The 25,332-nt window shown below is 72.3% G+C and carries 19 protein-coding genes and 1 pseudogene; 8 read left to right on the top strand and 12 right to left on the bottom strand.

From position 1 onward, the window contains the following. The first annotated feature begins 2 nt into the window (after window positions 1–2). Genes tal through pgl form a run of 5 tightly spaced genes read left to right on the top strand, consistent with a single transcriptional unit; the run spans window position 3 to window position 6,262 of the window. The gene (gene tal, locus CYJ76_RS01045) at window positions 3–1,166 is read left to right on the top strand and encodes a transaldolase (RefSeq protein WP_101848977.1); all 1,164 of its coding nucleotides are present in this window, start codon (window positions 3–5) and stop codon (window positions 1,164–1,166) included. 38 nt (window positions 1,167–1,204) lie between these two features. Further along, entirely contained in the window at window positions 1,205–2,929 is a 1,725-nt protein-coding gene (locus CYJ76_RS01050) for a glucose-6-phosphate isomerase (protein WP_101848978.1), read from the top strand. Continuing rightward, window positions 2,926–4,473, top strand: a complete 1,548-nt coding sequence (gene zwf / locus CYJ76_RS01055; protein ID WP_101848979.1) for a glucose-6-phosphate dehydrogenase — start codon at window positions 2,926–2,928, stop codon at window positions 4,471–4,473. The genes CYJ76_RS01050 and zwf overlap by 4 nt, the downstream gene beginning before the upstream one ends. Further along, window positions 4,470–5,489, top strand: coding sequence for a glucose-6-phosphate dehydrogenase assembly protein OpcA (locus tag CYJ76_RS01060; protein ID WP_101848980.1), 1,020 nt, complete (start codon window positions 4,470–4,472; stop codon window positions 5,487–5,489). Before zwf ends, CYJ76_RS01060 begins: the two co-directional genes overlap by 4 nt. Next, window positions 5,486–6,262: a 6-phosphogluconolactonase gene (gene pgl / locus CYJ76_RS01065; RefSeq protein ID WP_070706212.1), complete on the top strand. Its 777-nt coding sequence runs from the start codon at window positions 5,486–5,488 to the stop codon at window positions 6,260–6,262. The genes CYJ76_RS01060 and pgl overlap by 4 nt, the downstream gene beginning before the upstream one ends. 17 nt (window positions 6,263–6,279) lie before the next feature. Here pgl and CYJ76_RS01070 read toward each other — a convergent pair whose 3' ends face one another. From CYJ76_RS01070 to uvrA, 9 genes are all read right to left on the bottom strand, one after another. Beyond that, on the bottom strand, window positions 6,280–6,633 hold the full coding sequence (locus CYJ76_RS01070) for an RNA polymerase-binding protein RbpA (protein WP_101848981.1): 354 nt from the start codon (window positions 6,631–6,633) through the stop codon (window positions 6,280–6,282). A 52-nt stretch (window positions 6,634–6,685) separates the two neighbouring features. Then, window positions 6,686–6,919 (bottom strand): preprotein translocase subunit SecG, encoded by a 234-nt coding sequence (gene secG / locus CYJ76_RS01075; protein ID WP_070706210.1) that lies wholly within the window; start codon window positions 6,917–6,919, stop codon window positions 6,686–6,688. 26 nt (window positions 6,920–6,945) lie between these two features. Next, window positions 6,946–7,737: a triose-phosphate isomerase gene (gene tpiA / locus CYJ76_RS01080; RefSeq protein WP_070706209.1), complete on the bottom strand. Its 792-nt coding sequence runs from the start codon at window positions 7,735–7,737 to the stop codon at window positions 6,946–6,948. Next, complete coding sequence (locus tag CYJ76_RS01085) at window positions 7,734–8,930, bottom strand: phosphoglycerate kinase (protein ID WP_070706208.1); 1,197 nt, start codon at window positions 8,928–8,930, stop codon at window positions 7,734–7,736. The genes tpiA and CYJ76_RS01085 overlap by 4 nt, the downstream gene beginning before the upstream one ends. Window positions 8,931–9,000: 70 nt before the next feature. Further along, window positions 9,001–10,044, bottom strand: a complete 1,044-nt coding sequence (gene whiA, locus CYJ76_RS01090; RefSeq protein ID WP_101849000.1) for a DNA-binding protein WhiA — start codon at window positions 10,042–10,044, stop codon at window positions 9,001–9,003. A gap of 49 nt (window positions 10,045–10,093) precedes the next feature. Then, window positions 10,094–11,134: a gluconeogenesis factor YvcK family protein gene (locus CYJ76_RS01095; protein ID WP_101848982.1), complete on the bottom strand. Its 1,041-nt coding sequence runs from the start codon at window positions 11,132–11,134 to the stop codon at window positions 10,094–10,096. A 48-nt stretch (window positions 11,135–11,182) separates the two neighbouring features. After that, a complete protein-coding gene (gene rapZ / locus CYJ76_RS01100; RefSeq protein ID WP_083323746.1) occupies window positions 11,183–12,154 on the bottom strand; it encodes an RNase adapter RapZ in 972 nt (323 codons plus the stop codon). Window positions 12,155–12,173: 19 nt separating this feature from the next. Next, the gene (gene uvrC, locus CYJ76_RS01105) at window positions 12,174–14,132 is read right to left on the bottom strand and encodes an excinuclease ABC subunit UvrC (protein ID WP_070706206.1); all 1,959 of its coding nucleotides are present in this window, start codon (window positions 14,130–14,132) and stop codon (window positions 12,174–12,176) included. Further along, window positions 14,132–17,035: an excinuclease ABC subunit UvrA gene (gene uvrA / locus CYJ76_RS01110; RefSeq protein WP_070706205.1), complete on the bottom strand. Its 2,904-nt coding sequence runs from the start codon at window positions 17,033–17,035 to the stop codon at window positions 14,132–14,134. Before uvrA ends, uvrC begins: the two co-directional genes overlap by 1 nt. Before the next feature lie 166 nt (window positions 17,036–17,201). Here uvrA and CYJ76_RS01115 point away from each other — a divergent pair, with 166 nt between their 5' ends. Further along, the gene (locus tag CYJ76_RS01115; RefSeq protein WP_070706204.1) at window positions 17,202–18,110 is read left to right on the top strand and encodes an EamA family transporter; all 909 of its coding nucleotides are present in this window, start codon (window positions 17,202–17,204) and stop codon (window positions 18,108–18,110) included. A gap of 13 nt (window positions 18,111–18,123) precedes the next feature. Here the strand turns inward: CYJ76_RS01115 and CYJ76_RS01120 are convergent, their stop codons facing one another. Continuing rightward, a complete protein-coding gene (locus tag CYJ76_RS01120; RefSeq protein ID WP_083323745.1) occupies window positions 18,124–19,176 on the bottom strand; it encodes a TerC family protein in 1,053 nt (350 codons plus the stop codon). A gap of 210 nt (window positions 19,177–19,386) precedes the next feature. Further along, window positions 19,387–21,498, bottom strand: coding sequence for an excinuclease ABC subunit UvrB (gene uvrB / locus CYJ76_RS01125; RefSeq protein WP_070706203.1), 2,112 nt, complete (start codon window positions 21,496–21,498; stop codon window positions 19,387–19,389). Between the two features lie 206 nt (window positions 21,499–21,704). Between uvrB and CYJ76_RS01130 the strand changes: the two genes are divergently transcribed. Beyond that, window positions 21,705–23,519: a BCCT family transporter gene (locus tag CYJ76_RS01130; protein ID WP_101848983.1), complete on the top strand. Its 1,815-nt coding sequence runs from the start codon at window positions 21,705–21,707 to the stop codon at window positions 23,517–23,519. A gap of 102 nt (window positions 23,520–23,621) precedes the next feature. On the opposite strand, the gene coaE is transcribed toward CYJ76_RS01130, so the two are convergent. Then, window positions 23,622–24,227, bottom strand: a complete 606-nt coding sequence (gene coaE, locus CYJ76_RS01135; protein ID WP_101849001.1) for a dephospho-CoA kinase — start codon at window positions 24,225–24,227, stop codon at window positions 23,622–23,624. 185 nt (window positions 24,228–24,412) lie between these two features. Between coaE and CYJ76_RS01140 the strand changes: the two are divergent. Continuing rightward, window positions 24,413–25,332 (top strand): annotated as a pseudogene (locus CYJ76_RS01140) (hypothetical protein); the annotation flags it as partial.

The raw sequence follows: 25,332 nt of genomic DNA on the forward strand, positions 1-25,332 counted from the left end.
GCATGTCGCACACCACCCCCGAGGCCAGCGCCGTCACCCGCCTGGAGTTCCCCGACGCCCCACAGCCGGTGCGGGACCTCTCCGCGCAGGGCGTCTCCATCTGGCTGGACGACCTCTCCCGCCCTATGGTCCGCGAGGGCCGGCTGCAGGAGTACGTGGACACCCGCGCCGTCGTCGGCGTGACCACCAACCCGTCCATCTTCGCCAAGGCGCTGGCCGAGGCCGCCGACTACGACGAGCAGGTGCGCGAGATCGCCGCCGAGGGCGTGGACGTGGACGAGGCCGTGTACCGCCTCACCACCACCGACGTGGCCGACGCCTGCGACGTGCTCCTCCCCCTGTACGAACGGACCGGCGGGCAGGACGGCCGCGTCTCCATCGAGGTTGACCCGCGCCTGGCCGCCGACACCCAGGGCACCGTGGAGATGGCCCGCCGCCTGTGGCAGACCATCGACCGGCCGAACCTGCTCATCAAGATCCCGGCCACGGTGGAGGGCCTGCCGGCCATCACCCACGTGATCGCCGAGGGCATCAGCGTCAACGTGACGCTCATCTTCTCCCTCGACCGCTACCGCGGTGTGATGAACGCCTACCTCACCGGCCTGGAGCAGGCCCGCGAGGCCGGCCGCGACCTGTCCACCATCCACTCGGTGGCGAGCTTCTTCGTCTCCCGCGTGGACGCCGAGGTGGACAAGCGCCTGGCCGCCCTGGGCGACCCGGCCGCGGCCGATCTCAGGGGGAGGGCCGCCCTGGCCAACGCCCGCCTGGCCTACCAGGCCTTCGACGAGGTGTTCTCCACCCCGCGCTGGCAGACCCTCGCCGACGACGGCGCGACCGTGCAGCGCCCGCTGTGGGCCTCCACCTCGGTGAAGGACGAGTCCCTGCCGGACACGCTGTACGTCACCGGCCTGGTGGCCCCCAACACCGTCAACACGATGCCGGCCGCCACCCTGGAGGCCACCGCTGACCACGCGGAGGTCACCGGTGACACGGTGCAGTCCACCTACGCGGAGTCCTCCGCGGTGCTGGACCGCCTCGAGGCCCTGGGCATCCGCTACCAGGAGGTGGTGGACCAGCTGGAGCGCGAGGGCGTGCAGAAGTTCGCCGACGCCTGGGACGAGCTGCTCGGCTCGGTGCAGCAACAGCTCGACGCCGCGACGTCCTGACCCACCTGCAGCCACCCGCCCGAGAAGGGGAACCACCCGTGTTGGAACGCTCCAGCGAGATCATCGTCGACGCCACCGGACCGGCCGCGGACGCCATCGCCGCGCACGTGGAGCGCCTGGTGACCGAGAAGGTGGCCAGCCGCATCGCCGCGCAGGACGCCACCGTGTGGGGCGAGGCCGCGCGCGAGGAGGCCGCCCAGCGGCTCGGATGGGTGGACCTGCACCGCACCAGCCGGTCGCTGGTGGGCGAGGTGGAGACCCTCGCCGACCGCCACCGCGGGCACGACCGGGTGGTGCTGTGCGGCATGGGCGGCTCCTCGCTGGCACCGGAGGTGGTCACCGCCACCGCCGGCCGGGAGCTCGTGGTGTGCGACTCCTCCGACCCGCAGATGGTGCGCACGGCCCTGGGCACGCCGGAGGATCTCGCCCGCACCGTGGTGGTGGTGAGCTCCAAGAGCGGCTCCACCGCCGAGACCGACTCGCAGCGCCGGGCCTTCGTGGCCGCCCTCGAGGCCGCCGGGCTCGACCCCGCCGACCACGTGGTGGTCGTGACCGACCCCGGTTCCCCCCTCGACGAGGAGGCACGGGCCTCGGGGTGGGCCGTGGTGAACGCCGACCCCGAGGTGGGTGGTCGCTACAGCGCGCTCACCGCCTTCGGGCTGGTGCCCAGCGGGCTGGCCGGCGTGGACGTGGAGGCCCTGCTCGACGAGGCCGAGGCCGTGGCCGACGTGCTGGCCGAGGACGAGGCAGGCAACCCCGCGCTGCGCCTGGGGGCGGTGCTCGCCGGCCTCGAGGGCACACGCCGGGACGTGCTCGTGGTGAGCGACGCCGGCACGTCCATCCGTGGGCTGGGTGACTGGGCCGAGCAGCTCGTCGCCGAGTCCACCGGCAAGCAGGGCACCGGCGTGCTGCCGGTGGTGGACCTTCTCTCCACGCAGGGTGGCGAGCCCCTCTCCCACCGCCTGGCCGATCTGCCGGACGTGACCGTGGCGCGCGTCATCGGCGACGAGGTGGACGAGCGCGACGACTGGTTCGCCGGCGACGACCTGCAGCCGGTGGACGCCGAGAACCCCGCCGCCGTGGTGAACGTGGGCGGCTCGCTCGGCGGGCAGTTCCTGCTCTGGGAGACCGCCACGGCCGTGGCCGGGTACCTCCTGGGCATCAACCCCTTCGACCAGCCGGACGTGGAGAGTGCCAAGAAGGCCGCCCGCCAGCAGATGTCCGGTGGGGCCGGCGGCTCCTCCGAGCCCGCTCTCGTCGCCTCGGAGGTGGAGGTCCGCGCCGAGGGCGGTTTCCTCGGGGACGCCGCCTCGGTGCAGCAGGCGGTCGACGCCCTGCTGGCACAGGTGGGGCCCTCGGGCTACCTCGCGGTGATGGCCTACGTGGACCGCTGGCAGCACGGGGACGAGGCGGCCGCGGTGCAGGCCGCCCTCACCGCGGCCACGGGGCGTCCGGTGACCGTCGGGTTCGGCCCGCGCTTCCTGCACTCCACCGGCCAGTTCCACAAGGGCGGCCCCGCCGACGGGGTGTACCTGCAGGTCACCCGGGCCGTCCCCGAGGGCGCCGACCTGGAGGTCCCCGGCCGGGACTTCACCTTCGGTGAGCTCATCGCCGCCCAGGCGGCCGGCGACGCACAGGTGCTCGCCGAGCACGGCCGGCCCGTGCTGCGCCTGCACGCCCTGTCCGATGCCGGGTACACCGCCGTGCTGCAGGCCCTCACCGCAGGCTGCGGGCAGGACGGGCGCCGGGGGAACGAGGCATGAGCCCTGCGCGCGTGGCCGCCGACCACAACCCGCTGCGGGTCGACGACGACAAGCGCCTGCCCCGCATCGCCGGGCCGAGCGCGTTGGTGCTCTTCGGCGTCACCGGCGACCTGGCCCGCAAGAAGCTGCTGCCGGCGATCTACGACCTCGCCAACCGCGGCCTGCTCCCCTCGGGCTTCTCCCTGGTAGGCTTCGCCCGCCGCGACTGGGACGGGCAGGACTTCGCCGCCGAGGTGAAGGCCGCGGTCAAGGAGCACTCCCGCACCCCCTTCGACGAGGACGTGTGGAACACCCTGGCCCAGGGCACCCGCTTCGTGGCCGGGACCTTCGACGACCCCGACGCCTACGCCGAGCTGGCCACCGTTCTCGAGGAGCTCGACGCCCTGCGCGGCACCGGGGGCAACCGGGCTTTCTACCTCTCCATCCCGCCCCGCTTCTTCGCCGAGGTGTGCCAGCAGCTGCAGGCCGCCGGGCTCTCCACCCCGCACGAGGGCTCCTGGCGCCGCGTCGTCATCGAGAAGCCCTTCGGCCACGACGAGGAGTCGGCCCGAGAGCTCAACGCGATCGTGGAGGAGGTGTTCCCCGCCGACGCGATCTTCCGCATCGACCACTACCTGGGCAAGGAGACGGTGCAGAACATCCTGGCGCTGCGCTTCGCCAACCAGATGTTCGAGCCGATCTGGAACTCCCACTACGTGGACCACGTGCAGATCACGATGGCCGAGGACATCGGCATCGCCGGACGCGCCGGCTACTACGACGGCGTCGGCGCCGCCCGCGACGTCATCCAGAACCACCTGCTGCAGCTCATGGCCCTCACGGCCATGGAGGAGCCGGTGAGCTTCGAGGCCAAGGACCTGCGCACCGAGAAGGAGAAGGTGCTGGCCTCCACCTCCCTGGCCGGGCCGGTGGAGGAGTCCGCTGTGCGCGGCCAGTACTCCGCGGGCTGGCAGGGCAACGAGAAGGTGGGCGGCTACCTGCAGGAGGAGGGCGTGGCGCGCGGCTCGGTGACCGAGACCTACGCCGCGCTCAAGCTGGCCGTGGACACCCGTCGCTGGGCCGGCGTGCCGTTCTACCTGCGCGCCGGCAAGCGCCTGGGCAAGCGGGTCAGCGAGATCGCCGTGGTGTTCAAGCGGGCCCCGCACCTGCCGTTCACGGACACCGCCACCGAGGAGCTGGGGCAGAACGCCATCGTCGTGCGCGTGCAGCCGGACGAGGGTGTCACCATGCGCTTCGGCTCCAAGGTGCCCGGGCCGCAGATGGAGGTGCGCGACGTGACCATGGACTTCGGCTACGGCAACGCGTTCACCGAGTCCTCCCCCGAGGCCTACGAGCGGCTCATCCTGGACGTGCTGCTCGGCGAGCCGCCGCTCTTCCCCCGCCACGAGGAGGTCGAGCTGTCCTGGCGCATCCTCGACCCCGTGACCGCCCACTGGGACTCCCCCGAGGCCCCGGCCCCCGACCAGTACCCGGCCGGCACCTGGGGTCCCCGGTCCAGCGACGCGATGATGGCCGCCGACGGACGCGCCTGGAGGCTCCCGTGATCCTCGACTACCCCGACGTCTCGGCCCGCACCCTGGCCCGTGAGCTGGTGCGGATCCGCACCGACCAGGGCGCGATGGCGCTGGGCCGCGTGCTCAGCCTGGCCGTCGTGACGCACTCCGACCGGATCGACGAGGTGCTGGAGATCGCCACCGCCGCCACCCGCCAGCACCCGAGCCGCATCATCGTGCTGGTGAAGAGCTCCCCCGAGGGCGCCGCGCGGCTGGACGCCCAGGTGCGCCTGGGCGGCGACGCCGGCGCCAGCGAGATCGTGGTGCTGCACCTGCACGGCGAGCTGGTGGATCACGAGCACGCGGTGCTGCTGCCGCTGCTGCTGCCGGACTCCCCCGTGGTGGCCTGGTGGCCCGGTGCCCCGCCGGCCTCCTTCCACGACTCCCCCGTGGCCCAGGTGGCCAGCCGGCGCATCACCACCATGGCCGAGGCCGGGGACCCCGGCCCCACGCTGGCCCGCATGGCCGCCAGCTACGCCCCGGGCGACACCGACATCGCGTGGACGCGCATCACCCGGTGGCGGGCGTTGCTGGCCGCCGCGCTGGACGAGCCGCCCTTCGAGCAGGTGATCTCGGTGACGGTCACCGGCGGCTCGGACAGCCCCCGGGTGGACCTGCTGGGCCTGTGGCTCGGCATGAGCCTGGACTGCCCGGTGACGCGCGCCCGCTCGCGCCCCGGTGAGGGCGTGATGTCGGTACGTCTGCAGCGGGAGTCCGGCCCCATCGACCTGGTGCGCGTGGACGGCGACACCGCCGTGCTGCTGGCGCCCGGCAAGCTGCCCCGCCGGGTGACCCTGCCCCACAGCACGATGGCGCAGAGCCTGGCCGCCGAGCTGCACCGCCTGGACGTGGACTCTGTGTACGAGCGCGTGCTGCGCGCCGTGGGCCGGGTGCACGTGGACAGCACCACCGCCAGCGAGGCCTACCGCGCGCGGAAGGCCCTGGACACCGCATCGGCCCTGGCCGCAGAGGCCGCGGCCCTCGCCCCGCAGAAGGAGGACGCATGACCACTCCGCAGCTGACCGTCTCGCAGACCCCCGAGCAGACCGCGTCCGCGCTCGTGGATGCCCTCGTGGCGCTGCTGGCCGAGCGCCCCGCCGCGCACGTGGGCCTCACCGGTGGCTCCATGGGCGTGGCCGTGGCCCAGGAGGTGGGCCGCCGCTGGACCACCGGCGAGGCCGACTTCTCCGGCGTGGACTGGTGGTTCAGCGACGAGCGCTTCCTGCCCGCCGGCGATGCCGAGCGCAATGCCCTGCAGGTGCGCCGCGCCCTGGGTGACGCCCCGTTGGCTGACGACCGCCTGCACGTGGTGGGCGCGGTCGCCCCGGACGCCGAGCCCGACCGCCTGGGGGCCGAGGACGCCGCCCAGGAGTACGCCGTGGCCATGGAGGAGGTGCCCCAGGCCGACGGGTTGCCGGTGTTCGACCTGCTGGTGCTGGGTGTGGGCCCGGACGCCCACGTGGCCTCCCTGTTCCCCGGCCACCCGGACTCCGGCCACACCGACCGGTGGACCACCGCCGTGGAGGACTCCCCCAAGCCCCCGCCGCTGCGTGTGTCGTTCACGATGCCGGTGCTCCGCGCCGCCGACGAGGTGTGGCTCGTGGCCACCGGCGAGGGCAAGGCCGCGGCCCTGGCGAGTGCGTCCGAGGCCTTCGCCGGGCCGGAGGTCCCCCTGCCGGGCGACGGGGCACCGCTGGAGGTGCCGGCCGCGTGGGCCGTGGGGCGGCACGGCACGCGCTGGTTCCTGGACCGCGCGGCGGCCTCCCGACTGGAGGGCTGAGCGCCGGGGCGCGCCCCTCAGACGGTGCCGCGCTGCTCCCGCAGGCGGGCCAGCGCCTCGTCGAGCAGGGCCGCCCCGGCCTTCTCGTCACGACGCTCCTGCACGTAGGCCAGATGCGTCTTGTACGGCTGGATGCTGGGCGGGGGCGGCGGGTTCTCCGGGTCGCGACCAGCCGGCACGCCGCAGCGCACGCAGTCCCACTCCTCGGGGAGCTCCTCGGCCGCCTCGGCGGAGAAGGGCACGGTCGTGGTGTGCCCGTTGCAGCAGTGGTAGAGCACCTCGGTGGAGGCGGCGTCCTCGCCGCGCTCCATCTCCCCCATCGGCCCCGACCCGACGCGCGTGCCGCGGATCGCCTGTCCTCCGGTGACCATGCCCAGCTCCTGTCGTCCGGCCCGGGCGGTCAGGGCCGCCGGGCGACCTGCCTTACTTGATGACGCCCAGCGCCACGATGGCGGCGAACCACGTGAGCGCCATGCCGATGGTGATGCGGTTGAGGTTGCGCTCGGCCACCGTGGACGACCCACCGGTGGCCGAGACCCCTCCGCCGAACATGTCGGACAGACCGCCGCCCTTGCCCTTGTGCATGAGGATGAGCAGCACCAGGAAGAGGCTCGTCAGCACGAGCACCGCATCGAGGATCCAGCGGATGATGTCCATGGGGCGAAGGGTAACAACCGGTGCCGTCAGCGCCCGTGGTGGGACCGGTAGCGCACGATGGCGGCGAACTCCTCGGCGTCGAGGGAGGCGCCGCCCACCAGGGCGCCGTCCACGTCCGGCTGCTCCATGAGCTCGGCGATGGTGGCGGCCTTCACCGACCCGCCGTAGAGCACCCGCATCGAGGCGGCCAGCGCGTCGCCGTGGGTGGAGGCCACCTGCGCGCGCACCGCGGCGCAGACCTCCTGGGCGTCCTCGCTGGAGGCGACCTCCCCGGTTCCGATGGCCCACACCGGCTCGTAGGCGATGACCGTGGTGGCCAGCTCCTCGGCGGTCAGGCCGTCCAGCGCGGCGGCCACCTGCGCGGTGACGAAGGGCAGGTGCTCCCCGGCGGCGCGGACCTCGGAGGACTCCCCCACGCACACCACCGGCGACAGCCCGGCCTCGAGCGCGGCACCGACCTTGGCGCGCACGATCTCGTCGGTCTCGCCGTGGTCGGCGCGGCGCTCGGAGTGGCCCACGATGACGTAGGTGCAGCCGAGCTTGGCCAGCATCGAGCCCGAGACGTCACCGGTGTGCGCGCCCGAGGCGTGCTGGGAGAGGTCCTGGGCGCCCAGGCGCAGGTCCATGCGGTCGGCCTGGATGAGGGTGTCCACGCTGCGCAGGTGGGTGAACGGCGGGAAGAGCGCCACCTCCACGGACTCGTGGTCGTGCCGCGCGTCCTTGAGCACCCAGTCCAGCTTCTGCACCAGGTGGGTGCCCTGCAGGTGGTCGGTGTTCATCTTCCAGTTGCCGGCGATGAACGGCAGGCGGTCGGTCATGCGAGCACCGTGAGGCCCGGGAGCTCCTTGCCCTCCAGGTACTCCAGCGAGGCGCCGCCACCGGTGGAGATGTGGCCGAAGTCCTCGTCGGCGAAGCCCAGCTGGCGCACGGCCGCGGCGGAGTCGCCACCGCCGACGACGGTGAGCGCGCCGTCCTTCGTGATGTCGGCCAGGGCCTGCGCGACGGCCTTCGTGCCGGCGGCGTAGGGCTCCATCTCGAAGGCGCCCATGGGGCCGTTCCAGAACACGGTGCGACAGTCGGCGAGCTTCTCGGCGAACAGGCGCGCGGACTCCGGACCGATGTCCAGGCCCATGCGGTCGGCCGGGATGGCGTCGGCGGCCACGACCTCGTGGTCGGCCTCGGCGGAGAACTCGGTGGCGGCCACCACGTCGGTGGGCAGCACGATCTCCACGCCCTTCTCGCGGGCCTGCTCCAGGTAGCCCTTGCAGGTCTCCACCTGGTCGGCCTCGAGCAGGCTCCTGCCCACCTCGTGGCCCTGGGCCTTGAGGAAGGTGAACACCATGCCGCCACCGATGAGCAGGCGGTCCGCGGTCTTGATGAGATTGTCGATGACGCCGAGCTTGTCGCTCACCTTGGCGCCACCGAGCACGACGGCGTAGGGACGCTCGGGGTCGGTGGTGAGGCGCTGGGCGACCTCCACCTCGGCCTGCACCAGGCCGCCGGCGGCGGAGGGGAGCTGCTGGGCGATCTCGTGCACGGAGGCCTGGGCACGGTGCACCACACCAAAACCGTCGGAGACGTAGGCGTCGGCGAACTGGGCCAGCTGGCCGGCGAAGGCCCCACGCTCGGCGACGTCCTTGCTCGTCTCGCCGGCGTTGAAGCGCAGGTTCTCCAGCAGGGCGATGTCGCCCTCGCCCAGGCCGTCGACGGTGGCCTGCGCGGACTCGCCGACCGTGTCGGTGGCGAAGGCGACCTCACGGCCGACCAGCTCCGAGAGGCGGCCGACGACCGGCTGCAGGGAGTACTGCGGGTCCGGCTCGCCCTTGGGGCGGCCCAGGTGCGCCACGACGACGACCCTGGCGCCGGCCTCGGAGAGCTTCTTCAGCGTGGGCGCCGACGCCACCAGGCGACCGTCGTCGGTGATGGTGGTGCCGTCCAGCGGGACGTTGAGGTCGGAGCGGACGAGGACGCGCTTGCCGCGCAGGTCGCCCAGGTCGTCGATGGTGCGCACGATGAGGCCTTTCCGGGGTCGTCGGAGGTCAGCGGTCGGTGCCGCCGCAGGGCACGGTACCCCGTGCGGGTCAGGTCTCGCGGGACGCCTCGGGCCCGGCCGCGGTGGCGGCGGCGGGCGGGTGCTCGGTGAGCAGGGCGTCCACCTCTGCCTCGCTCACCGTCACGCGGGTGTCGTCCACGCCCAGCTCGGCGGCCCGGCGGTCGGCCATCGCCAGCAGGCGGCGGATGCGCCCGGCCACCGCGTCCTTGGTGAGTGGCGGGTCCGCCAGCTGGCCGAGCTCCTCCAGCGAGGCCTGCTTGTGCTGCATGCGCAGCTGGCCGGCCACGCGCAGGTGGTCGGGCACCTCCTCGCCGAGCAGCTCCATCGCCCGGGCCACGCGGGCGCTGGCGGCCACCGCGGCGCGGGCCGAGCGGCGCAGGTTGGCGTCGTCGAAGTTGGCCAGGCGGTTGGCAGTGCCGCGCACCTCGCGGCGCAGGCGGCCCTCCTCCCAGGCCAGCACCGCGTCGTGCGCCCCCATGCGCGTCAGCAGCGCGCTGATGCCGTCGCCGTCGCGCACCACCACCCGGTCCACGCCGCGCACCTCGCGCGACTTGGCCGTGATGTCCAGGCGGCGGGCGGCGCCCACCAGGGCCAGGGCCGCCTCCGGGCCGGGGCAGGTGACCTCGAGGCTGGAGGAACGCCCGGGGCCCACGAGGGAGCCGCGCGCCAGGAAGGCGCCCCGCCAGGCGGCCTCGGCCGAGCTGATGGGGCCACGAACCACCCGGGCCGGCAGGCCGCGCACGGGCCGACCCTGGGTGTCGAGCAGGCCGGTCTGGCGGGCGAGCGACTGGCCCCCCTCGACCACCCGGACCACGTAGCGGTTGGTCTTGCGCAGCCCCCCGGCGGTGAGCACGAGCAGCTCGCTGTCGTGCCCGTAGAGCTCGCTGATGGTGGCGCGCGTGCGCCGGGCGGCGCTGGCGGTGTCGACCTCGGCCTCGATGACGATGCGGCCACCCACCAGGTGCAGGGCACCGGCGAAGCGCAGCAGCGAGGAGACCTCTGCCTTGCGCGCCTCGGCGGTCGGCACGGCGACGCGCGACAGTTCGTCCTTGAGGGATGAGGTCATGGCCATGACCGCCATGATCCCACGCAGCCTGACGTGACCCGTCCCACACCGTGGGTCAGCCCAGGTGCAGCACGTCCTGGTAGGCGGTGGCCAGGCGCATCACGTCGTGCACGCCGGGGCGGGTGCGGCTCACGAGGTCGGCCACGTGGAGGTCGCCGTCGGACTCCCGCACGAGGGCCTCCAGGGCGGACCGGTCCTCGGGGTCGGCCACCTGGTGGTGGTCCACGAGCACCACATTGGGCACGAAGCCCGGGGCGTTCTCCAGCACGGCGGCCAGCTGCTCGGCCGGCGAGCGGCCCTGGTTCTCCCCGGTGCTGTCGATGTTCATGGTGAGCACGCGCCGGGCCGGGGTGGCCACGATGGCGTCGCGCAGGTCCGGCACGAGCAGGTGCGGCATCACCGAGGTGTACCAGGAGCCCGGGCCCAGCACGACCCAGTCGGCGGCCATCACCTCCTGGACAGCCTGCGGCTCGGCGCTGGCGTCCTGCGGGGAGAGGCGCACCTGCTCCACGTAGCCGGCGCTGCGGGCCACCTCCTTCTGGCCCACCACCACGTCCCGACGGTGCGGGTCGGCGGGGTCGGCACCACGGACGGTGGCCTCGATGCCCAGCGGGCGGGAGCACATCGGCAGCACGCGGCCGCGGGCACCGATGAGGCGGCCCAGGGCGGCGAGCCCCTCCACCGGGCCGCCGAGGCGGCTCCACGCGGTGAGGATCATGAGGTTGCCCATGGCGTGGCCCTCGAGCTCGCCGACGAGCTTCTCGGGCCCCACCTCGCCGTCCCCGTGGCGGCGGGAGCGCGGGAAGCGGTGCTGCAGCAGCTCGCGCCAGGCCTGGCCCTTCTCGGTGTCGTCGCACAGGGCCGCCAGCGCCATGCGCAGGTCGCCGGGCGGGATGGTGTCGTAGTCGTCGCGCAGCCGGCCGCTGGAGCCGCCGTTGTCGGCCACCGTGACCACTGCCGTGAGGTCACGGGTCAGGTGGCGCAGGGCAGTGAGGGACGCGTAGAGCCCGTGGCCGCCCCCCATCGCGACGACGCGTGGGGGCAGCTGCAACGACCCGGTGAGGGCCGGCTGGCGTCCGGAGCTGAGTTCGGCCATTCGCTCAGTTTCCCCTGCCGCGGGCCGCCGCACAAACACCCACGGCGCTCACTCGCGCCCCAGGTCCCGGTGCAGGGAGCGCACGGCCACCTCGCGCTCGGCCAGACGCCGCGCCAGCTCCTCGGTGATCGCCACCGAGCGGTGCTTGCCGCCGGTGCAGCCCACGGCCAGCGTGACGAAGCGGCGGTGCTCGCGGCGATAGCCCGCCACCATCGGCTCCAGCATGTCCAGCGCGCGCTCCACGAAGTCCAGCGCACCCTCCTGGGCCAGGACGAAGTCGCGCACCGGGGCCTCGGTGCCGTTGTGGGCGCGCAGCTCGGGCACCCAGTAGGGGTTGGGCAGGAAGCGCAGGTCCAGCACGATGTCGGCGTCCAGTGGCAGGCCGTACTTGAAGCCGAAGCTCATCACCGACACCCGGGGCAGGTCCTCGCCGGGCTCGACCATGCGGCCGATCTGTGCGGAGAGCTGGTGCACGTTGAGGCCGCTGGTGTCCACCACCACGTCGGCGGTGGCGCGCAGGCTGCCCAGCAGGCGGCGCTCGGCGCGGATGCCGTCGAGCAGGCGCCCCTGGCCCTGCAGCGGGTGCGGGCGGCGCACCGCCTCGTAGCGGCGCACGAGCTCGGCCTCGCTGGCGTCCAGGTAGAGCACCCACGGCTTCCAGCCGGCGGCCCGCAGCTCCTTGAGCGCCTCGGCCAGGTCCTCCACCACGGCTTCGGACGGCACCGTGCAGGCCACCGCGAGGCGGGGCGCACGGTCGGCCTCCACGCGAAGGCGGTCGGACATCGCGGCGAGGTTCCCGATGAGGGAGGGCGGCAGGTTGTCCACCACGTACCAGCCGGTGTCCTCCAGCACGTTGGTGACGGTGGTGCGCCCGGCCCCGGAGAGGCCCGTCACCACCGCGATCTCCCCCGCCTCCCCGAGGTGGGGTCCGGAGGGGGACTGCTCGGCCTGGCGCAGGAGCTCGGTCACCACGGCGGTGCGGGGGGCCTGCCACACCCCGCCGGTCGAGGAGGTCGTCATGGGGCCATCCTCGCAGGGTTCAGTCCAGCACCTCGCCGGTGGTGACGTTGACCGCCGGGGCGGCCTGCGACCCGGCCAGGTGCTCGTGCACGGTGCGCGCCAGGGCGGGCCCGATGCCGGGCACCTCCCCCAGCTCCTCGACGGTGGCGGCGCGGATCCCGCGGACGGTGCCGAAGGCCTCCAGGAGCGCCTTGCGGCGGGCCGGGCCGAGGCCGGGGACGGTGTCGAGCTCACTGGCGGTCATGGCCTTGGAGCGGCGCTGGCGGTGGAAGGTGATGGCGAAGCGGTGCGCCTCGTCGCGCAGGCGTTGGAGGAGGAAGAGCGCGTCCCCGCCGCGGGGCAGCACGAGGGGGAACTCGTCGCCCGGCACCCACACCTCCTCGAGGCGCTTGGCCAGCCCCACGACGGCCACGTCCCCGGCCCCCGCGGCGTCCAGGGCCGCCCGGGCCGCGTTCACCTGCGGCAGGCCGCCGTCCACGACGACCAGCTGCGGCGGGTAGGCGAAGCGCTTGGCGGGTCGGCCGGGGCGGCTGGTGCCGGACTGGCTGCCGCTGCTCCGGGCGTCCGGGGAGTCGGCCAGCGCGTCCCCCTCGGGGGTGGCGGTGCCGTGGCGGAAGCGGCGGGTGAGCACCTCCCCCATCGCGCGGGTGTCGTCGGCCGGCTCGCGGACGATGAAGCGGCGGTACTCGGCCTTGCGCGGCAGGCCGTCCTCGAAGACCACCATCGAGCCCACGGAGTTCTCCCCCTGCGTGTGGGAGATGTCGTAGCACTCGATGCGCAGCGGGGCCTCGGGCAGGCCGAGGGCCTCCTCGAGCTCCGCCAGCGCCGCCGACCGGGCCGTGAGGTCCCCGGCGCGGGTCATCTTGTGGCGGGCCAGGGACTCCTCGGCGTTGCGGATGACGGTGCGCAGCAGAGTGGCCTTGTCGCCCCGTTCGGGGGTGCGGATGGTGACCGCGGACCCCCGCATGCCTGACAGCCACTCGGTGAGCACCTCGTGGTCGGTCGGGTCGGTGGAGACGAGCACCTCCCGGGGGATGTCCTCCTCGCCCGTGCCGTAGAACTGGCGCAGCAGGTGCTCGATGGCCTCGGCGGTGGGGTGCTCCTCCTTGTCCACGACCCACCCGCGCTGGCCCCGGATGCGCCCGCCGCGCACGTGGAAGACCTGGACGGCGGCCTCGAGCTCGTCGTCGGCGATGCCGAACAGGTCGGCGTCCACGGACTCGTTGAAGACCACCGCGGACTTCTCGAGCACCTTCTCCAGGGCGCCGAGGTCGTCGCGGAGCCGGGCGGCGTTCTCGAAGTCCAGGTCGGCGGCGGCCTGCTGCATGCGCTCGGTGATCTGCCGGACGAAGCCGGCGGTCTCGCCGTTCATGAAGCGGCAGAAGTCGTCCACGAGGGCACGGTGGTCCTCGGGGCTGATGGCCCCGGTGCACGGCGCCGAGCACTTGTCGATGTAGCCGAGGAGGCAGGGGCGCCCCGACACCTGCGCCCGGTGGTAGACGCCCTTGCTGCAGGTGCGGATGGGGAACACACGGGTGGCCAGGTCCAGCACCTCGCGGATGGCCCAGGCCTGCGCGAACGGGCCGTAGTAGCGGTTGCCCTTCCGCTTGGCGCCGCGCATCACCATGGCGCGCGGCACCTCCTCGGACCAGGTGACCGCCAGGTAGGGGTACGACTTGTCGTCGCGGTACTTGACGTTGAAGCGCGGGTCGAACTCCTTGATCCAGGCGTACTCCAGCTGGAGCGCCTCGACCTCGGTGTTCACCACCGTCCACTCGACCGACGCGCCGGTGCGCACCATCTGCCGGGTGCGGGGGTGGAGCTGGGCTGGGTTCTGGAAGTACGAGCTGAGCCGCGGGCGCAGCGACTTGGCCTTGCCCACGTAGATGACCCGCCCGTGGACGTCGCGGAAGCGGTACACCCCCGGGGAGGTGGGGATCTCCCCGGGGCGGGGACGGTAGCTGGCGGGGTCCGCCATCAGTGCGCGGCGGCCTGCAGGGCCTCGGCGAGGTATCGGCCGGTGTGGCTGGCCTCCACCTGAGCCACCTCCTCGGGGGTGCCGGTGGCCACCACGGTGCCGCCGCCGTCGCCGCCCTCGGGCCCCATGTCGATGACGTGGTCGGCGCTGCGGATGACGTCGAGGTTGTGCTCGATGACCAGCACCGTGTTGCCCTTGTCCGCCAGCGACTGCAGCACCCCCAACAGCTTGCGCACGTCCTCGAAGTGCAGGCCCGTAGTCGGCTCGTCGAGCACGTAGACGGTGCGACCGCTGGAGCGCTTCTGCAGCTCGGCGGCCAGCTTGACGCGCTGGGCCTCACCACCGGAGAGGGTGGTGGCCGGCTGGCCGAGGCGCACGTAGCCCAGGCCCACGTCCACGAGCGTCTGCAGGTGGCGGGAGATGGACCCGATGGCGCCGAAGAACTCCAGCCCCTCCTCGATGGACATCTCCAGCACCTCGGCGATGGTGCGGCCCTTGAACTTCACCTCGAGGGTGTCGCGGTTGTAGCGCTTGCCCTTGCACACCTCGCACGGCACGTAGACGTCCGGCAGGAAGTTCATCTCGATGCGCAGGGTGCCGTCGCCGGAGCAGGCCTCGCAGCGACCGCCTTTGACGTTGAAGCTGAAGCGCCCCGGGCCGTAGCCGCGCACGCGGGCGTCCTCGGTCTCGGCGAAGAGCTTGCGCACCTTGTCGAACACGCCGGTGTAGGTGGCCGGGTTGGACCGGGGCGTGCGCCCGATGGGGCTCTGGTCGACGTGGACCACCTTGTCGAGATGCTCCAGCCCCTTGACGGTGCGGTGGCGGCCCGGGATGCGGCGCGCCCCGTTGAGGCGGTTGGCCAGGGTCGTGTACAGGATGTCGTTGACCAGGGTGGACTTGCCGGAGCCGGAGACGCCGGTGACGCAGGTGAACGTGCCCAGCGGGAAGGTGACGTCCACCTTCTGCAGGTTGTTCTCCGAGGCGCCTTTGACCTCCAGGGCGTTGCCGTTGCCCGGTCGGCGCTCCGTCGGCGTGGGGATGGATCGGCGCCCGGCCAGGTAGTCGCCGGTGATCGAGTCGCTGGACAGCAGGCCGTCGACCTCGCCGGAGTAGACGACCTCTCCCCCGTGCTCGCCGGCCCCGGGGCCGATGTCGATGACCCAGTCGGCGGTGCGGATGGTGTCCTCGTCGTGCTCCACCACCACGAGCGTGTTGCCGAGGTCCCGCAGGCGGGTCAGCGTGTCGATGAGGCGCTGGTTGTCCCGCTGGTGCAGGCCGATGGAGGGCTCGTCGAGCACGTAGAGCACGCCCACCAGGCCCGCACCGATCTGCGTGGCCAGGCGAATGCGCTGCGCCTCTCCACCGGAGAGCGAGCCGGCGGCGCGGTCGAGCGTGAGGTAGTCGAGCCCCACGTCGAGGAGGAAGCCCAGACGGGCCTGGATCTCCTTGAGCACCTGCTGGGCGATGCGTGCCTGCTGGGTGCTGAGCGTCATCCCCTCGAGGAAGGCGGACGCCTCGGCGATGGACAGGCGCGAGAGCTCGGCGATGTTGATGCCGTCGATGCGCACCGCGAGCACCTCCGGGCGCAGGCGGGCGCCCTTGCAGGACGGGCACGGGATCTGTCGCATGAGCTGCTGGTAGCGCTCCCGCATCTGGTCGGACTCGGTGTCGGCGTGCAGGCGCTTGACCTGGGTGACGGCCCCCTCGAACCCGGTGGAGTACGAGCGCTCCCGGCCGAAGCGGTTGCGGTAGCGCACGTGCACCTTGTGTTCGTGGCCGTACAGCACGGCCTTGCGGGCACGCTGCGGCAGCGCGCGCCACGGGGTGTCCATGTCGAAGGACAGCTCCTGGGCGAGGGCCTCCACGAGGCGCCGGTGGTAGTCGGCCATCTTCTTGCCCTGCGCCCACAGGGTCACCGCGCCCTGGTTGAGGCTGAGCTCCTCGTCGGGCACGAGCAGGTCGGGGTCGACCTCGAGCTCGGTGCCGATGCCGTGGCAGGTGGGGCAGGCGCCGAAGGGGGCGTTGAACGAGAAGGTCCGCGGCTCGATCTCCTCGATGCCGATGGGGTGCTCGTTGGGGCACGCGAGGTGCTCGGAGAGCACGCGCTCCGGCGGCAGGCCGCTGGGGTCGCCCTCCTCGGAGACGTCCACGTAGTCGATGACGACGCGTCCCTCGGCCAGGCGGAGCGCGGTCTCCACCGAGTCGGTGAGGCGGGTGACGAAGGAGCGCTCGGGCTCCCCCTCGACGTGCTTGGCGCGCAGTCGGTCCACGACCACCTCGATGGTGTGCTTGCGCGTCTTGGCCAGCTGGGGCGGGCTGCTCAGCTGCACGGTCTCGCCGTCCACGCGGGCGCGGGCGTATCCGCTGGTCTGCAGCTCCTTGAAGAGCTCCACGTGCTCGCCCTTGCGCTCCCGCACCACCGGGGCCAGCACCTGGAAGCGCGTGCCCTCCGGGGCCGCGGCCACCTGGTCGACGATCTGCTGCGGGGTCTGCTGCGAGACCTCCTCGCCGCACACCGGGCAGTGCAGAACGCCGGCTCGGGCGAAGAGCAGGCGCAGGTAGTCGTGCACCTCGGTGATGGTGCCCACCGTGGAGCGCGGGTTGCGGCTGGTGGACTTCTGGTCGATGGCCACGGCCGGGGAGAGACCCTCGATGAACTCCACCTGCGGCTTGTCCATCTGCCCCAGGAACTGGCGGGCGTAGGAGCTGAGGGACTCCATGTAGCGGCGCTGGCCCTCGGCGAAGATCGTGTCGAAGGCCAGGGACGACTTGCCGGAGCCGGACAGGCCGGTGAACGCCACGAGGGCGTCGCGCGGGAAGTCCACGGAGACGTCCTTGAGGTTGTTCTCCTGGGCCCCCCGCACCACGATGCGGTCTCGGGCCGGTGCCTTCTCGGTGCTCACGCGCTGGTCCTCACTCGGTCGACACGGGGTCTGGGGGCGCCGCGCACCGCAGGGGTCGGTGGGGCGCACGACCGGCGCCGCCGGTCACGGCCGCCAGTCTAGGAACGACCACCGACAACCTCCCCACGCGCGCCACCATTCCCCTGGCGCTCCCTAGACTCCCGCCATGTCCCTCCCCCGTACGGCCCGCACCGGGTCCGACCTCGGCCCGGTGGGGATGGTGCTGGCGGCCGTGGTGAGCGTGCAGGTCGGTGGGGCGTTCGCGGCCACCCTGCTGCCCACCGTCGGCGTCGTCGGCACCACCGCCCTGCGGCTCACCCTCGCCGGGTTGCTGCTCGTGGCCGCGGCCCGTCCCACGCTGCGTGGCCGCTCGGCCGCGGACTGGCGGGCCGTGGCCGCCTTCGCCGTGGCCATGACGGCGATGAACCTCTTCTTCTACGCCTCGCTGGACCGCCTGCCCATCGGCGTGGCCGTCACCATCGAGTTCACCGGTCCGCTGGTGATGTCCGCCGTGCTCTCCCGCACCCGCCGGGACCTGCTCGCCGTCGCCGCCGCGGCCACGGGCGTTGTCCTCGTGAGCGGCGCGTGGGCGGTCGTCGCAGGTGGGCAGGGGGTGGACCCCCTCGGTGCCCTGCTGGCGGCGCTGGCCGGCGCCTGCTGGTGCGGCTACATCCTCACCAGCGCGCGCGTGGGCCGACACTTCACCGGGCTCGACGGGGTCGCCCTGGCGATGGTGCTGGGCGCCCTGGTGCTCGCCCCGGCCGGCATCGCGACCGCCGGGAGCACCCTGCTCGACCCCCACGTGCTCCTCGTGGGGCTGGGGGTGTCGCTGGCATCCTCGGCCGTCCCCTACAGCCTCGAGCTGGTGGCCCTGCGCCGGTTGGCCCCCGGCGTGTTCGGCGTGCTCCTGAGCCTGGAGCCGGCCGCCGCGGCCGCAGCCGGTGCGGTCGTGCTCGGCCAGGGGCTCCGCGGGCCGCAGCTGCTCGGCATCGCGCTGGTGGTGGCGGCCAGCATCATCGTGATGTCCCGGCCACGACGAGGCGCCCGGCCCGCCGGAGCGGAACCGGGCGCCTGAGGCGACCAGCGGATCAGTTGTCGCGGTTGATCGGCACCTTCTTGCCGTCCAGGATCATGTACTCCTGATCCGGTTCCTCCGCCTTGCGGCGGTCCTTGCTGGACTTGATGAGGCTGGCGATCGTCGTCACGCCGAGGATGAGCACGATGGCGCCCAGCGACACGAGGATCGGGATGTCCGGGGCCCAGGCGATGTGCTCCCCACCGTTGATGAAGGGCAGCTCGTTCTCGTGCATCGCGTGGAGGATGAGCTTGACACCGATGAAGGCCAGCAGCACCGAGAGGCCGATGCCCAGGTAGACCAGGCGCTGCAGCAGGTCACCGAGCAGGAAGAACAGCTGGCGCAGACCCATCAGCGCGAAGATGTTGGCCATGAGCACCAGGTAGGGCTCCTGGGTGAGGCCGAAGATGGCCGGGATGGAGTCCAGCGCGAACAGCAGGTCGGTGGAGCCCAGCGCGATGACGGTGATGAACATCGGCGTGATGAGCTTCTTGCCGTCGATCCGGGCGAGGAAGTGGGTGCCGTGCTCCCACGAGTCGGTGGCCGGGAAACGGTTCTTGACGAAGGTGATGAACGCGTTCTCCTCGAACTCGTCCTCGTCCTCGTCGTTGATCGACTCCAGGAAGAGCTTGACGGCGGTGTAGATGAGGAAGGCACCGAAGAGGTAGAAGATCCACGAGAACGCGTTGATCGCGGTGGCCCCCACGGCGATGAAGATCGCGCGCAGCACCAGGGCGATGATGATGCCCCACAGCAGGGCGTCCTGCTGGTACTTCCGCGGCACCCCAAACTTGCTCATGATGATGAGGAAGATGAAGAGGTTGTCGATGCTCAGCGAGTACTCGGTGAGCCAGCCGGCGAAGAACTCGGTGCCGTACTGGTGGCCGGCGAGCACCCAGACGCCGATGCCGAAGAGGACGGCGGCGCTGACGTAGACGGTCAGGAACCCGGTGGTCTCCTTGCGGGAGGGCACGTGGGGGTTGCGCATCGCCCACCAGACGTCGAAGGCGAGGACGCCCAGGGTGACGACGAGGCTGACGATCCAGACCCAGAGGGGAACTGTCATGGGAGGGGAACCTTCCGTTGCGGCCACCGGGGTGGCACGTGGTCACGGGCCGGAGGTCTCTCCCACCTCGGGTGGGCCGAACTCCCGGAAGCGCCGGTCGTTGGGGCCTGGCGGCCGCACCCGGGCTTCGTGATGACGAGAGCTCACGCGGGGATACTCCCCTCCGTCGAGGGGTCATCTTACGGGGTGGCCGCCTCGGTGGGGGTGAGGTCAGCCGGTGGCGCGCTCCATCTGCCGCAGCTCCTTGCGCAGCTCGGCGATCTCGTCACGCAGCCGCCCTGCCAGCTCGAACTGCAGCTGCTCGGCCGCCGAGTGCATCTGGTCGGTGAGCTGGGCGATGAGTTCGGCCAGTTCGGCCTTGGGCATGTCCGTGGGGCGCTCCCCGGTGGCCACCGAGAGGTCCGCGGTCACGTCGGCGTCGGCCGCGGCACCCCGCCGGCCCGTGGGGCGGCCGGGATCGGTGACGCCCTCGTAGGTGCTGGCCACGCCCTGCATCTCGGCGAGCATCTCGGTGATGTCGCCGATCTTCTTGCGCAGCGGGGTGGGGTCGATGCCGTGCTCGGTGTTGTGCGCGATCTGCTTGGCGCGGCGCCGGTTGGTCTCGTCGATGGCGTACTGCATCGACTCGGTGATGGTGTCGGCGTACATGTGCACCTGGCCCGACACGTTGCGGGCCGCACGGCCGATGGTCTGGATGAGCGACCGGTTGGACCGCAGGAAGCCCTGCTTGTCGGCATCGAGGATGCTCACGAGAGACACCTCGGGGAGGTCGAGGCCCTCGCGCAGCAGGTTGATACCCACCAGGACGTCGTACTCGCCCAGGCGCAGCTCCTTGAGCAGCTCGATGCGCCGCAGCGTGTCCACTTCGCTGTGCAGGTAGCGCACCCGCACCTGGCGCTCCAGCAGGTAGTCGGTGAGGTCCTCGGCCATCTTCTTGGTGAGGGTCGTGACCAGGACGCGCTCGTCGCGCTCGGCCCGCTCGCGGATCTCGGCCAGCAGGTCGTCGATCTGCCCCTTGGTGGGCTTCACCACGATCTCCGGGTCCACCAGACCGGTGGGGCGGATGATCTGCTCCACGTAGCCGTCGGACTTGGCGAGCTCGTAGTCGCCCGGCGTCGCCGAGAGGTACACCGTCTGCCCGATGCGCTCGAGGAACTCCTCCCACTTCAGCGGGCGGTTGTCCATGGCGCTGGGCAGGCGGAAGCCGTGGTCCACCAGCGTGCGCTTGCGCGACATGTCCCCCTCGAACATGGCGCCGATCTGCGGCACGGTCACGTGGGACTCGTCGAGCACCAGGAGGAAGTCCTCCGGGAAGTAGTCGAGCAGGCAGTTCGGCGCCGATCCGGGCTCGCGGCCGTCGATGTGCAGCGAGTAGTTCTCGATGCCGTTGCAGCTGCCCATCTCGCGCATCATCTCGACGTCGTAGGTGGTGCGCATGCGCAGGCGCTGGGCCTCCAGGAGCTTGCCCTGCTGCTCGAAGCGCGCCAGCTGCCCCTCCAGCTCGTGCTCGATGCCGGAGATGGCCCGCTCCATGCGCTCCGGCCCGGCCACGTAGTGGGTGGCCGGGAAGATGTACATCTCCTCCTCGTCGCGCACCACCTCGCCGGTGAGCGGGTTGAGGGTGGCGATGGCGTCGATCTCGTCACCGAAGAACTCGATGCGCACGGCGAGCTCCTCGTACATCGGGATGATCTCCACCGTGTCCCCCCGCACCCGGAAGGTGCCGCGCTGGAAGGCCATGTCGTTGCGCGAGTACTGCATGGTGACGAACTTGCGCAGCAGCTCCTCGCGGTCCATCTCCTGGCCCACCGTGAGGCGCACCATGCGGTCCACGTACTCCTGCGGCGTGCCCAGGCCGTAGATGCAGGACACCGAGGCCACCACCACCACGTCACGCCGGGTGAGCAGCGAGTTGGTGGCGCTGTGGCGCAGCCGCTCCACCTCCTCGTTGATGGAGGAGTCCTTCTCGATGTAGGTGTCCGTCTGCGGGACGTACGCCTCCGGCTGGTAGTAGTCGTAGTAGGAGACGAAGTACTCCACCGCGTTGTGCGGGAGCAGCTCGCGGAACTCGTTGGCCAGCTGCGCGGCGAGCGTCTTGTTGGGCGCCATCACCAGCGTGGGCCGCTGCAGCTTCTCGATCATCCACGCGGTGGTGGCCGACTTGCCGGTACCGGTGGCACCCAGGAGCACCACGTCCTTCTCCCCCGCCTGGATGCGGCGCGTGAGGTCCGCGATGGCGGTCGGCTGGTCGCCGGCGGGCTGGTACTCCGAGACCACCTCGAAGGGGGCGACGCTGCGTTGGAGGTCCGTGACGGGGCGCATGGTTCAACGGTAGACGGGGCCACCGACAACCTCCCGCCGAGCCGTGAGACCCATCACCCGACGCCCCGAGGATTTGGCTGGTCCATCACCGTGTGTTTCCCTCGAGGGCTGCCGATACGGTCGGGAGCGGCCATGGGCCGGCGTCGAGCCCCGGCCCCGCCCCCCCCCATCGGCCACCGATCGCACACCCCGTCGAGAGGACACCCATGACCTTCGCACCGCCCGGTGTGAGCGCCGAGAAGCAGCGACGGCGCGAGCACATCAAGACCGCCAGCGACGTCCCCGAGCCCGACGGGTCGATGGACAAGGGCGTGTTCTGGCCCGCCGCCCTGCTCGCCGTCGGCTTCGTGGCCGCCACCGCCCTCTTCCCCGACACCGTCAGCGAGACCATCTCGAAGGCCAACACCTGGGTGACGGGCAGCTTCGGCTGGTTCTACATCCTGTCGGCCACCGCCCTGGTCTTCTTCGCCATCTGGATCAGCGTCTCGCGCCTCGGATCCACCACCCTGGGCCCGGACGACGAGGAGCCCGAGTTCAGCCTCGTCTCCTGGTTCGCGATGCTGTTCAGTGCCGGCATGGGCATCGGCCTGATGTTCTTCGGCGTGGCCGAGCCGCTCTTCCACTTCGCGACCCCGCGCCCCGAGGTGGCCCCGCCGGACCTCGGTGAGCACGGTGGCGCGGTGGCCCCGGAGACCGCCGAGGCCGCCCGTGAGGCCATGACCACGACCTTCCTGCACTGGGGCCTGCACCCCTGGGCCGTCTACGCGGTGATGGGTCTGGGCATCGCCTACGCCATCCACCGCCGCAACCGCCCGGTGTCCGTCCGCTGGGCGCTGGAGCCGCTGCTGGGCGACAAGGTCAAGGGCTCGGCCGGCGACCTCATCGACATGGTGGCCATCATCGGCACGCTGTTCGGTGTGGCCACCTCGCTGGGTCTGGGCGTGGCGCAGGTCGCCGCCGGCATGGAGCACCTGGGCCTGGTGGACGACGCCGACGACAAGGCGCTGCAGGTCGGCATCATCGCCGTGGTGACCGCCCTGGCCACACTCTCGGTGGCCTCCGGCATCGGCAAGGGCATCCGCTATCTGAGCAATCTCAACCTCGGCCTGGCCGTGCTGCTGCTCTTCTGCGTGCTCTTCCTCGGCCCGACGCTGTTCATCATGCGGGACTTCGTGTTCTCCATCGGGCAGTACCTCAACGACTTCTTCCACCTGTCGACGCTGACCATGCCCTTCCGCGGCGAGGCCACCGACACCTGGCTCGGCTCCTGGACCCTCTTCTACTGGGGCTGGTGGATCAGCTGGTCGCCCTTCGTGGGCATCTTCATCGCCCGCATCTCCCGCGGCCGCACCGTCTCGGAGTTCATGGCCGGCGTGCTGCTGGTGCCTGCCCTCCTGAGCTTCTTCTGGTTCTCGGTCATGGGTGGCACGGCACTGCACCGCGAGATCTTCGGCGCCGGCGGCCTCATCGGCAAGGAGGGGGCGGTGGACACCAACACCGCGCTGTTCCAGATGCTGGAGGCCCTGCCCGGCGGCGCGATCCTGGCGGGTATCGCCCTCCTCATGGTGGTCATCTTCTTCGTGACCAGCTCTGACTCGGGCTCCTTCGTCATGGACATGCTGGCCACGGGTGGTTCGGCCACCCCGCCGGTGTGGAGCCGCGTGTTCTGGTCGGTGGCCACCGGCGCCATCGCCGCCATCCTCATCCTGTCCACGGCGGTCCCGGCCGACGCGCTGACCGCCTTGCAGACGCTGTCCATCCTCAGCGCCCTGCCGGTGGTCTTCCTGCTCATGGCCATCGCGTGGGCGGTGACCCGGGCCCTCTCGGCCGAATACCACCGCGACCGTCGCCTTGAGCACCAGCTGCTCCACGAGGCGCTGGTGCGCGACTCCGTGGAGGCCACCGTGGAGACCCTGGCCAGCGGCGAGCCGCGGCCGCGCACCGAGGCGTCCCTGGTGGGCCGGGGCGGTCCCTGGCGGGTGACGCGCGAGGACCGCGGGGACGGCGCGACGGGCGCCTGACCTCCCCCGGTCGCACGAGGCCCCCGGCACCTGCTGGTGCCGGGGGCCTCGTCGTGCGCCCGGCATCGGGCAGACGGAGCCGGACGGTCGGTGCCGGGCGCCTCAGCCGCCCTGGACCAGCGGCAGCACGCGCTCGGACCAGGCGCGGTCCACCTGGCCCAGGAGGGCGGCCCGGTCACCGGAGTTGTCCAGGAGCACGTCGGCGACGGCGCGGCGCTGGGCGTCGGTGGCCTGGGCGGCGATGCGGGAGCGGGCCTCCTCGGGGGTCATGCCGCGGTCGCGGACCATGCGCTCGACGCGCAGCTCCTGGGGTGTCTCCACGACGAGGACGAGGTCGAAGTCGTCCGCCTGACCGGTCTCCACGAGGAGCGGGATGTCGTGCACCACTGGGGTGCCGGCGGGGGCCTGCGCCTCGAGCTCGGCGGCGCGGGCGCGGACGCGGGGGTGGATGATCGCCTCGAGGTCGCGGCGGGCGGCGTCGTCGGAGAAGACGACGGCGCCCAGGGCGGGGCGATCCAGGGAGCCGTCGGGGGCCAGGACGGACTCGCCGAAGCGGGCGGTGACCTCGGCGAGCCCCGGCGTGCCCGGCTCGACGACCTCGCGGCTCAGCCGGTCGGAGTCGATGACGACCGCGCCCAGCTCCGCGAGGCGGCGGGCGACGGTGGACTTTCCGGCGGCGATGCCCCCGGTGAGCGCGATGCGGTGCATGGCGGCCATGCTAGGAGGCTCGGTCGGGGTGGGCATGGGGCCGGTGTGGTGGGTGTCCACAGGTGGGGTGGGTCGCGGTCGGGCGGGTGTCGTTTCGTCCACATGTTCGATGATGGGGGTTGCGGGGCGGGTGTGGTGCTGCCATGATTGGAACATGTGAACGACCCGGTGGGTGGGTGTGTTCGATGTCGTGGTGTGCATCCGGGCAGGGGGTGGTGGTCGTGCGGCGGGAGTCCGATGGCCCGGTCGGTGGCGGTGGGGTGGTGCCCACCGCGGTGGGCGCGTTGGGTGCGGCGGTGGCCGCCCTGGAGGCGATGCGGGCCGCGGAGGTGGCCTTCCTCGACGCGGTCGGCCGGGTCCACGCCGAGGTCACCCGGGCGTGCGGGCAGATCACCGATGGCGGGTTGGGGGCCGCGTGGCGCCGTGTGGACGTGGACGCCACGGTGGCTGACGAGCTGGTGTGTGCCACCGGCGAGTCGGGCCTGTTCGTGCGCGCGGTGGTCGACCTGGTCACCAGCGACCCCGCCCGGCTGGACTGCGGCAGGTCACCGGTCATCCAGGGCCGGGCGTCGTTGCGCAGGGTGCTGGACTGGCACGCCGCCACCGACCACCTGCCCCAGGACGTGGCCGTCACGATCGGCCAGGAGGTGTTGACCCGGGGGTCGGACGGGTCCCCGCGCAGCGGGTCGTCGTTCCGACGGTTGCTGGGCCGCAGGGTGCGGCAGGCCGAGACCGCTGACCGGGCCGCGGCCCGTGCCAGGCGGACCACGGCGATCGCAGGCCGGGGCAGCTGGGCCCGGGCCGGTCAGGACGGGACCGGGTCGCTCACGGTGGTCGGTGAGGCCACCCGGGTGGCCGGTGCCTGGTCCCGGTTGGACAACGCGGCCCGCCGCGCGAAGGCCGCCGGCGACGCCCGTACCCTGGGCCAGCTCCGCTCGGACCTGCACCTGGACCTGCTGTTGGTCGGCCAGCTCCCCGACCACCCCAACACCGGCGCCAACACGACCCCGGTCCCGCCCCCGAGCGCGGGTGCGGCTGGGGGTGCGGGGAGTGGGCGGGCACCCCACGAGGACCCCGACCCGGCCGACTGGACTGTCGAGACTCC

Origin of the sequence: Kytococcus schroeteri (assembly GCF_002847825.1) — a bacterium.
Taxonomy (GTDB): Bacteria; Actinomycetota; Actinomycetes; order Actinomycetales; family Dermatophilaceae; genus Kytococcus; species Kytococcus schroeteri.

What these genes read in the sequence shown, in the direction of transcription:
- tal (WP_101848977.1), top strand. Translation starts at nt 3, where the DNA reads ATGTCGCACACCACCCCCGAGGCCAGCGCCGTCACCCGCCTGGAGTTC.
- zwf (WP_101848979.1), top strand. Translation starts at nt 2,926, where the DNA reads ATGAGCCCTGCGCGCGTGGCCGCCGACCACAACCCGCTGCGGGTCGAC.
- pgl (WP_070706212.1), top strand. Translation starts at nt 5,486, where the DNA reads ATGACCACTCCGCAGCTGACCGTCTCGCAGACCCCCGAGCAGACCGCG.
- CYJ76_RS01070 (WP_101848981.1), bottom strand. Translation starts at nt 6,633, where the DNA reads ATGGTCACCGGAGGACAGGCGATCCGCGGCACGCGCGTCGGGTCGGGG.
- secG (WP_070706210.1), bottom strand. Translation starts at nt 6,919, where the DNA reads ATGGACATCATCCGCTGGATCCTCGATGCGGTGCTCGTGCTGACGAGC.
- tpiA (WP_070706209.1), bottom strand. Translation starts at nt 7,737, where the DNA reads ATGACCGACCGCCTGCCGTTCATCGCCGGCAACTGGAAGATGAACACC.
- whiA (WP_101849000.1), bottom strand. Translation starts at nt 10,044, where the DNA reads ATGGCCATGACCTCATCCCTCAAGGACGAACTGTCGCGCGTCGCCGTG.
- CYJ76_RS01095 (WP_101848982.1), bottom strand. Translation starts at nt 11,134, where the DNA reads ATGGCCGAACTCAGCTCCGGACGCCAGCCGGCCCTCACCGGGTCGTTG.
- rapZ (WP_083323746.1), bottom strand. Translation starts at nt 12,154, where the DNA reads ATGACGACCTCCTCGACCGGCGGGGTGTGGCAGGCCCCCCGCACCGCC.
- uvrC (WP_070706206.1), bottom strand. Translation starts at nt 14,132, where the DNA reads ATGGCGGACCCCGCCAGCTACCGTCCCCGCCCCGGGGAGATCCCCACC.
- CYJ76_RS01115 (WP_070706204.1), top strand. Translation starts at nt 17,202, where the DNA reads ATGTCCCTCCCCCGTACGGCCCGCACCGGGTCCGACCTCGGCCCGGTG.
- CYJ76_RS01120 (WP_083323745.1), bottom strand. Translation starts at nt 19,176, where the DNA reads ATGACAGTTCCCCTCTGGGTCTGGATCGTCAGCCTCGTCGTCACCCTG.
- uvrB (WP_070706203.1), bottom strand. Translation starts at nt 21,498, where the DNA reads ATGCGCCCCGTCACGGACCTCCAACGCAGCGTCGCCCCCTTCGAGGTG.
- CYJ76_RS01130 (WP_101848983.1), top strand. Translation starts at nt 21,705, where the DNA reads ATGACCTTCGCACCGCCCGGTGTGAGCGCCGAGAAGCAGCGACGGCGC.
- coaE (WP_101849001.1), bottom strand. Translation starts at nt 24,227, where the DNA reads ATGCACCGCATCGCGCTCACCGGGGGCATCGCCGCCGGAAAGTCCACC.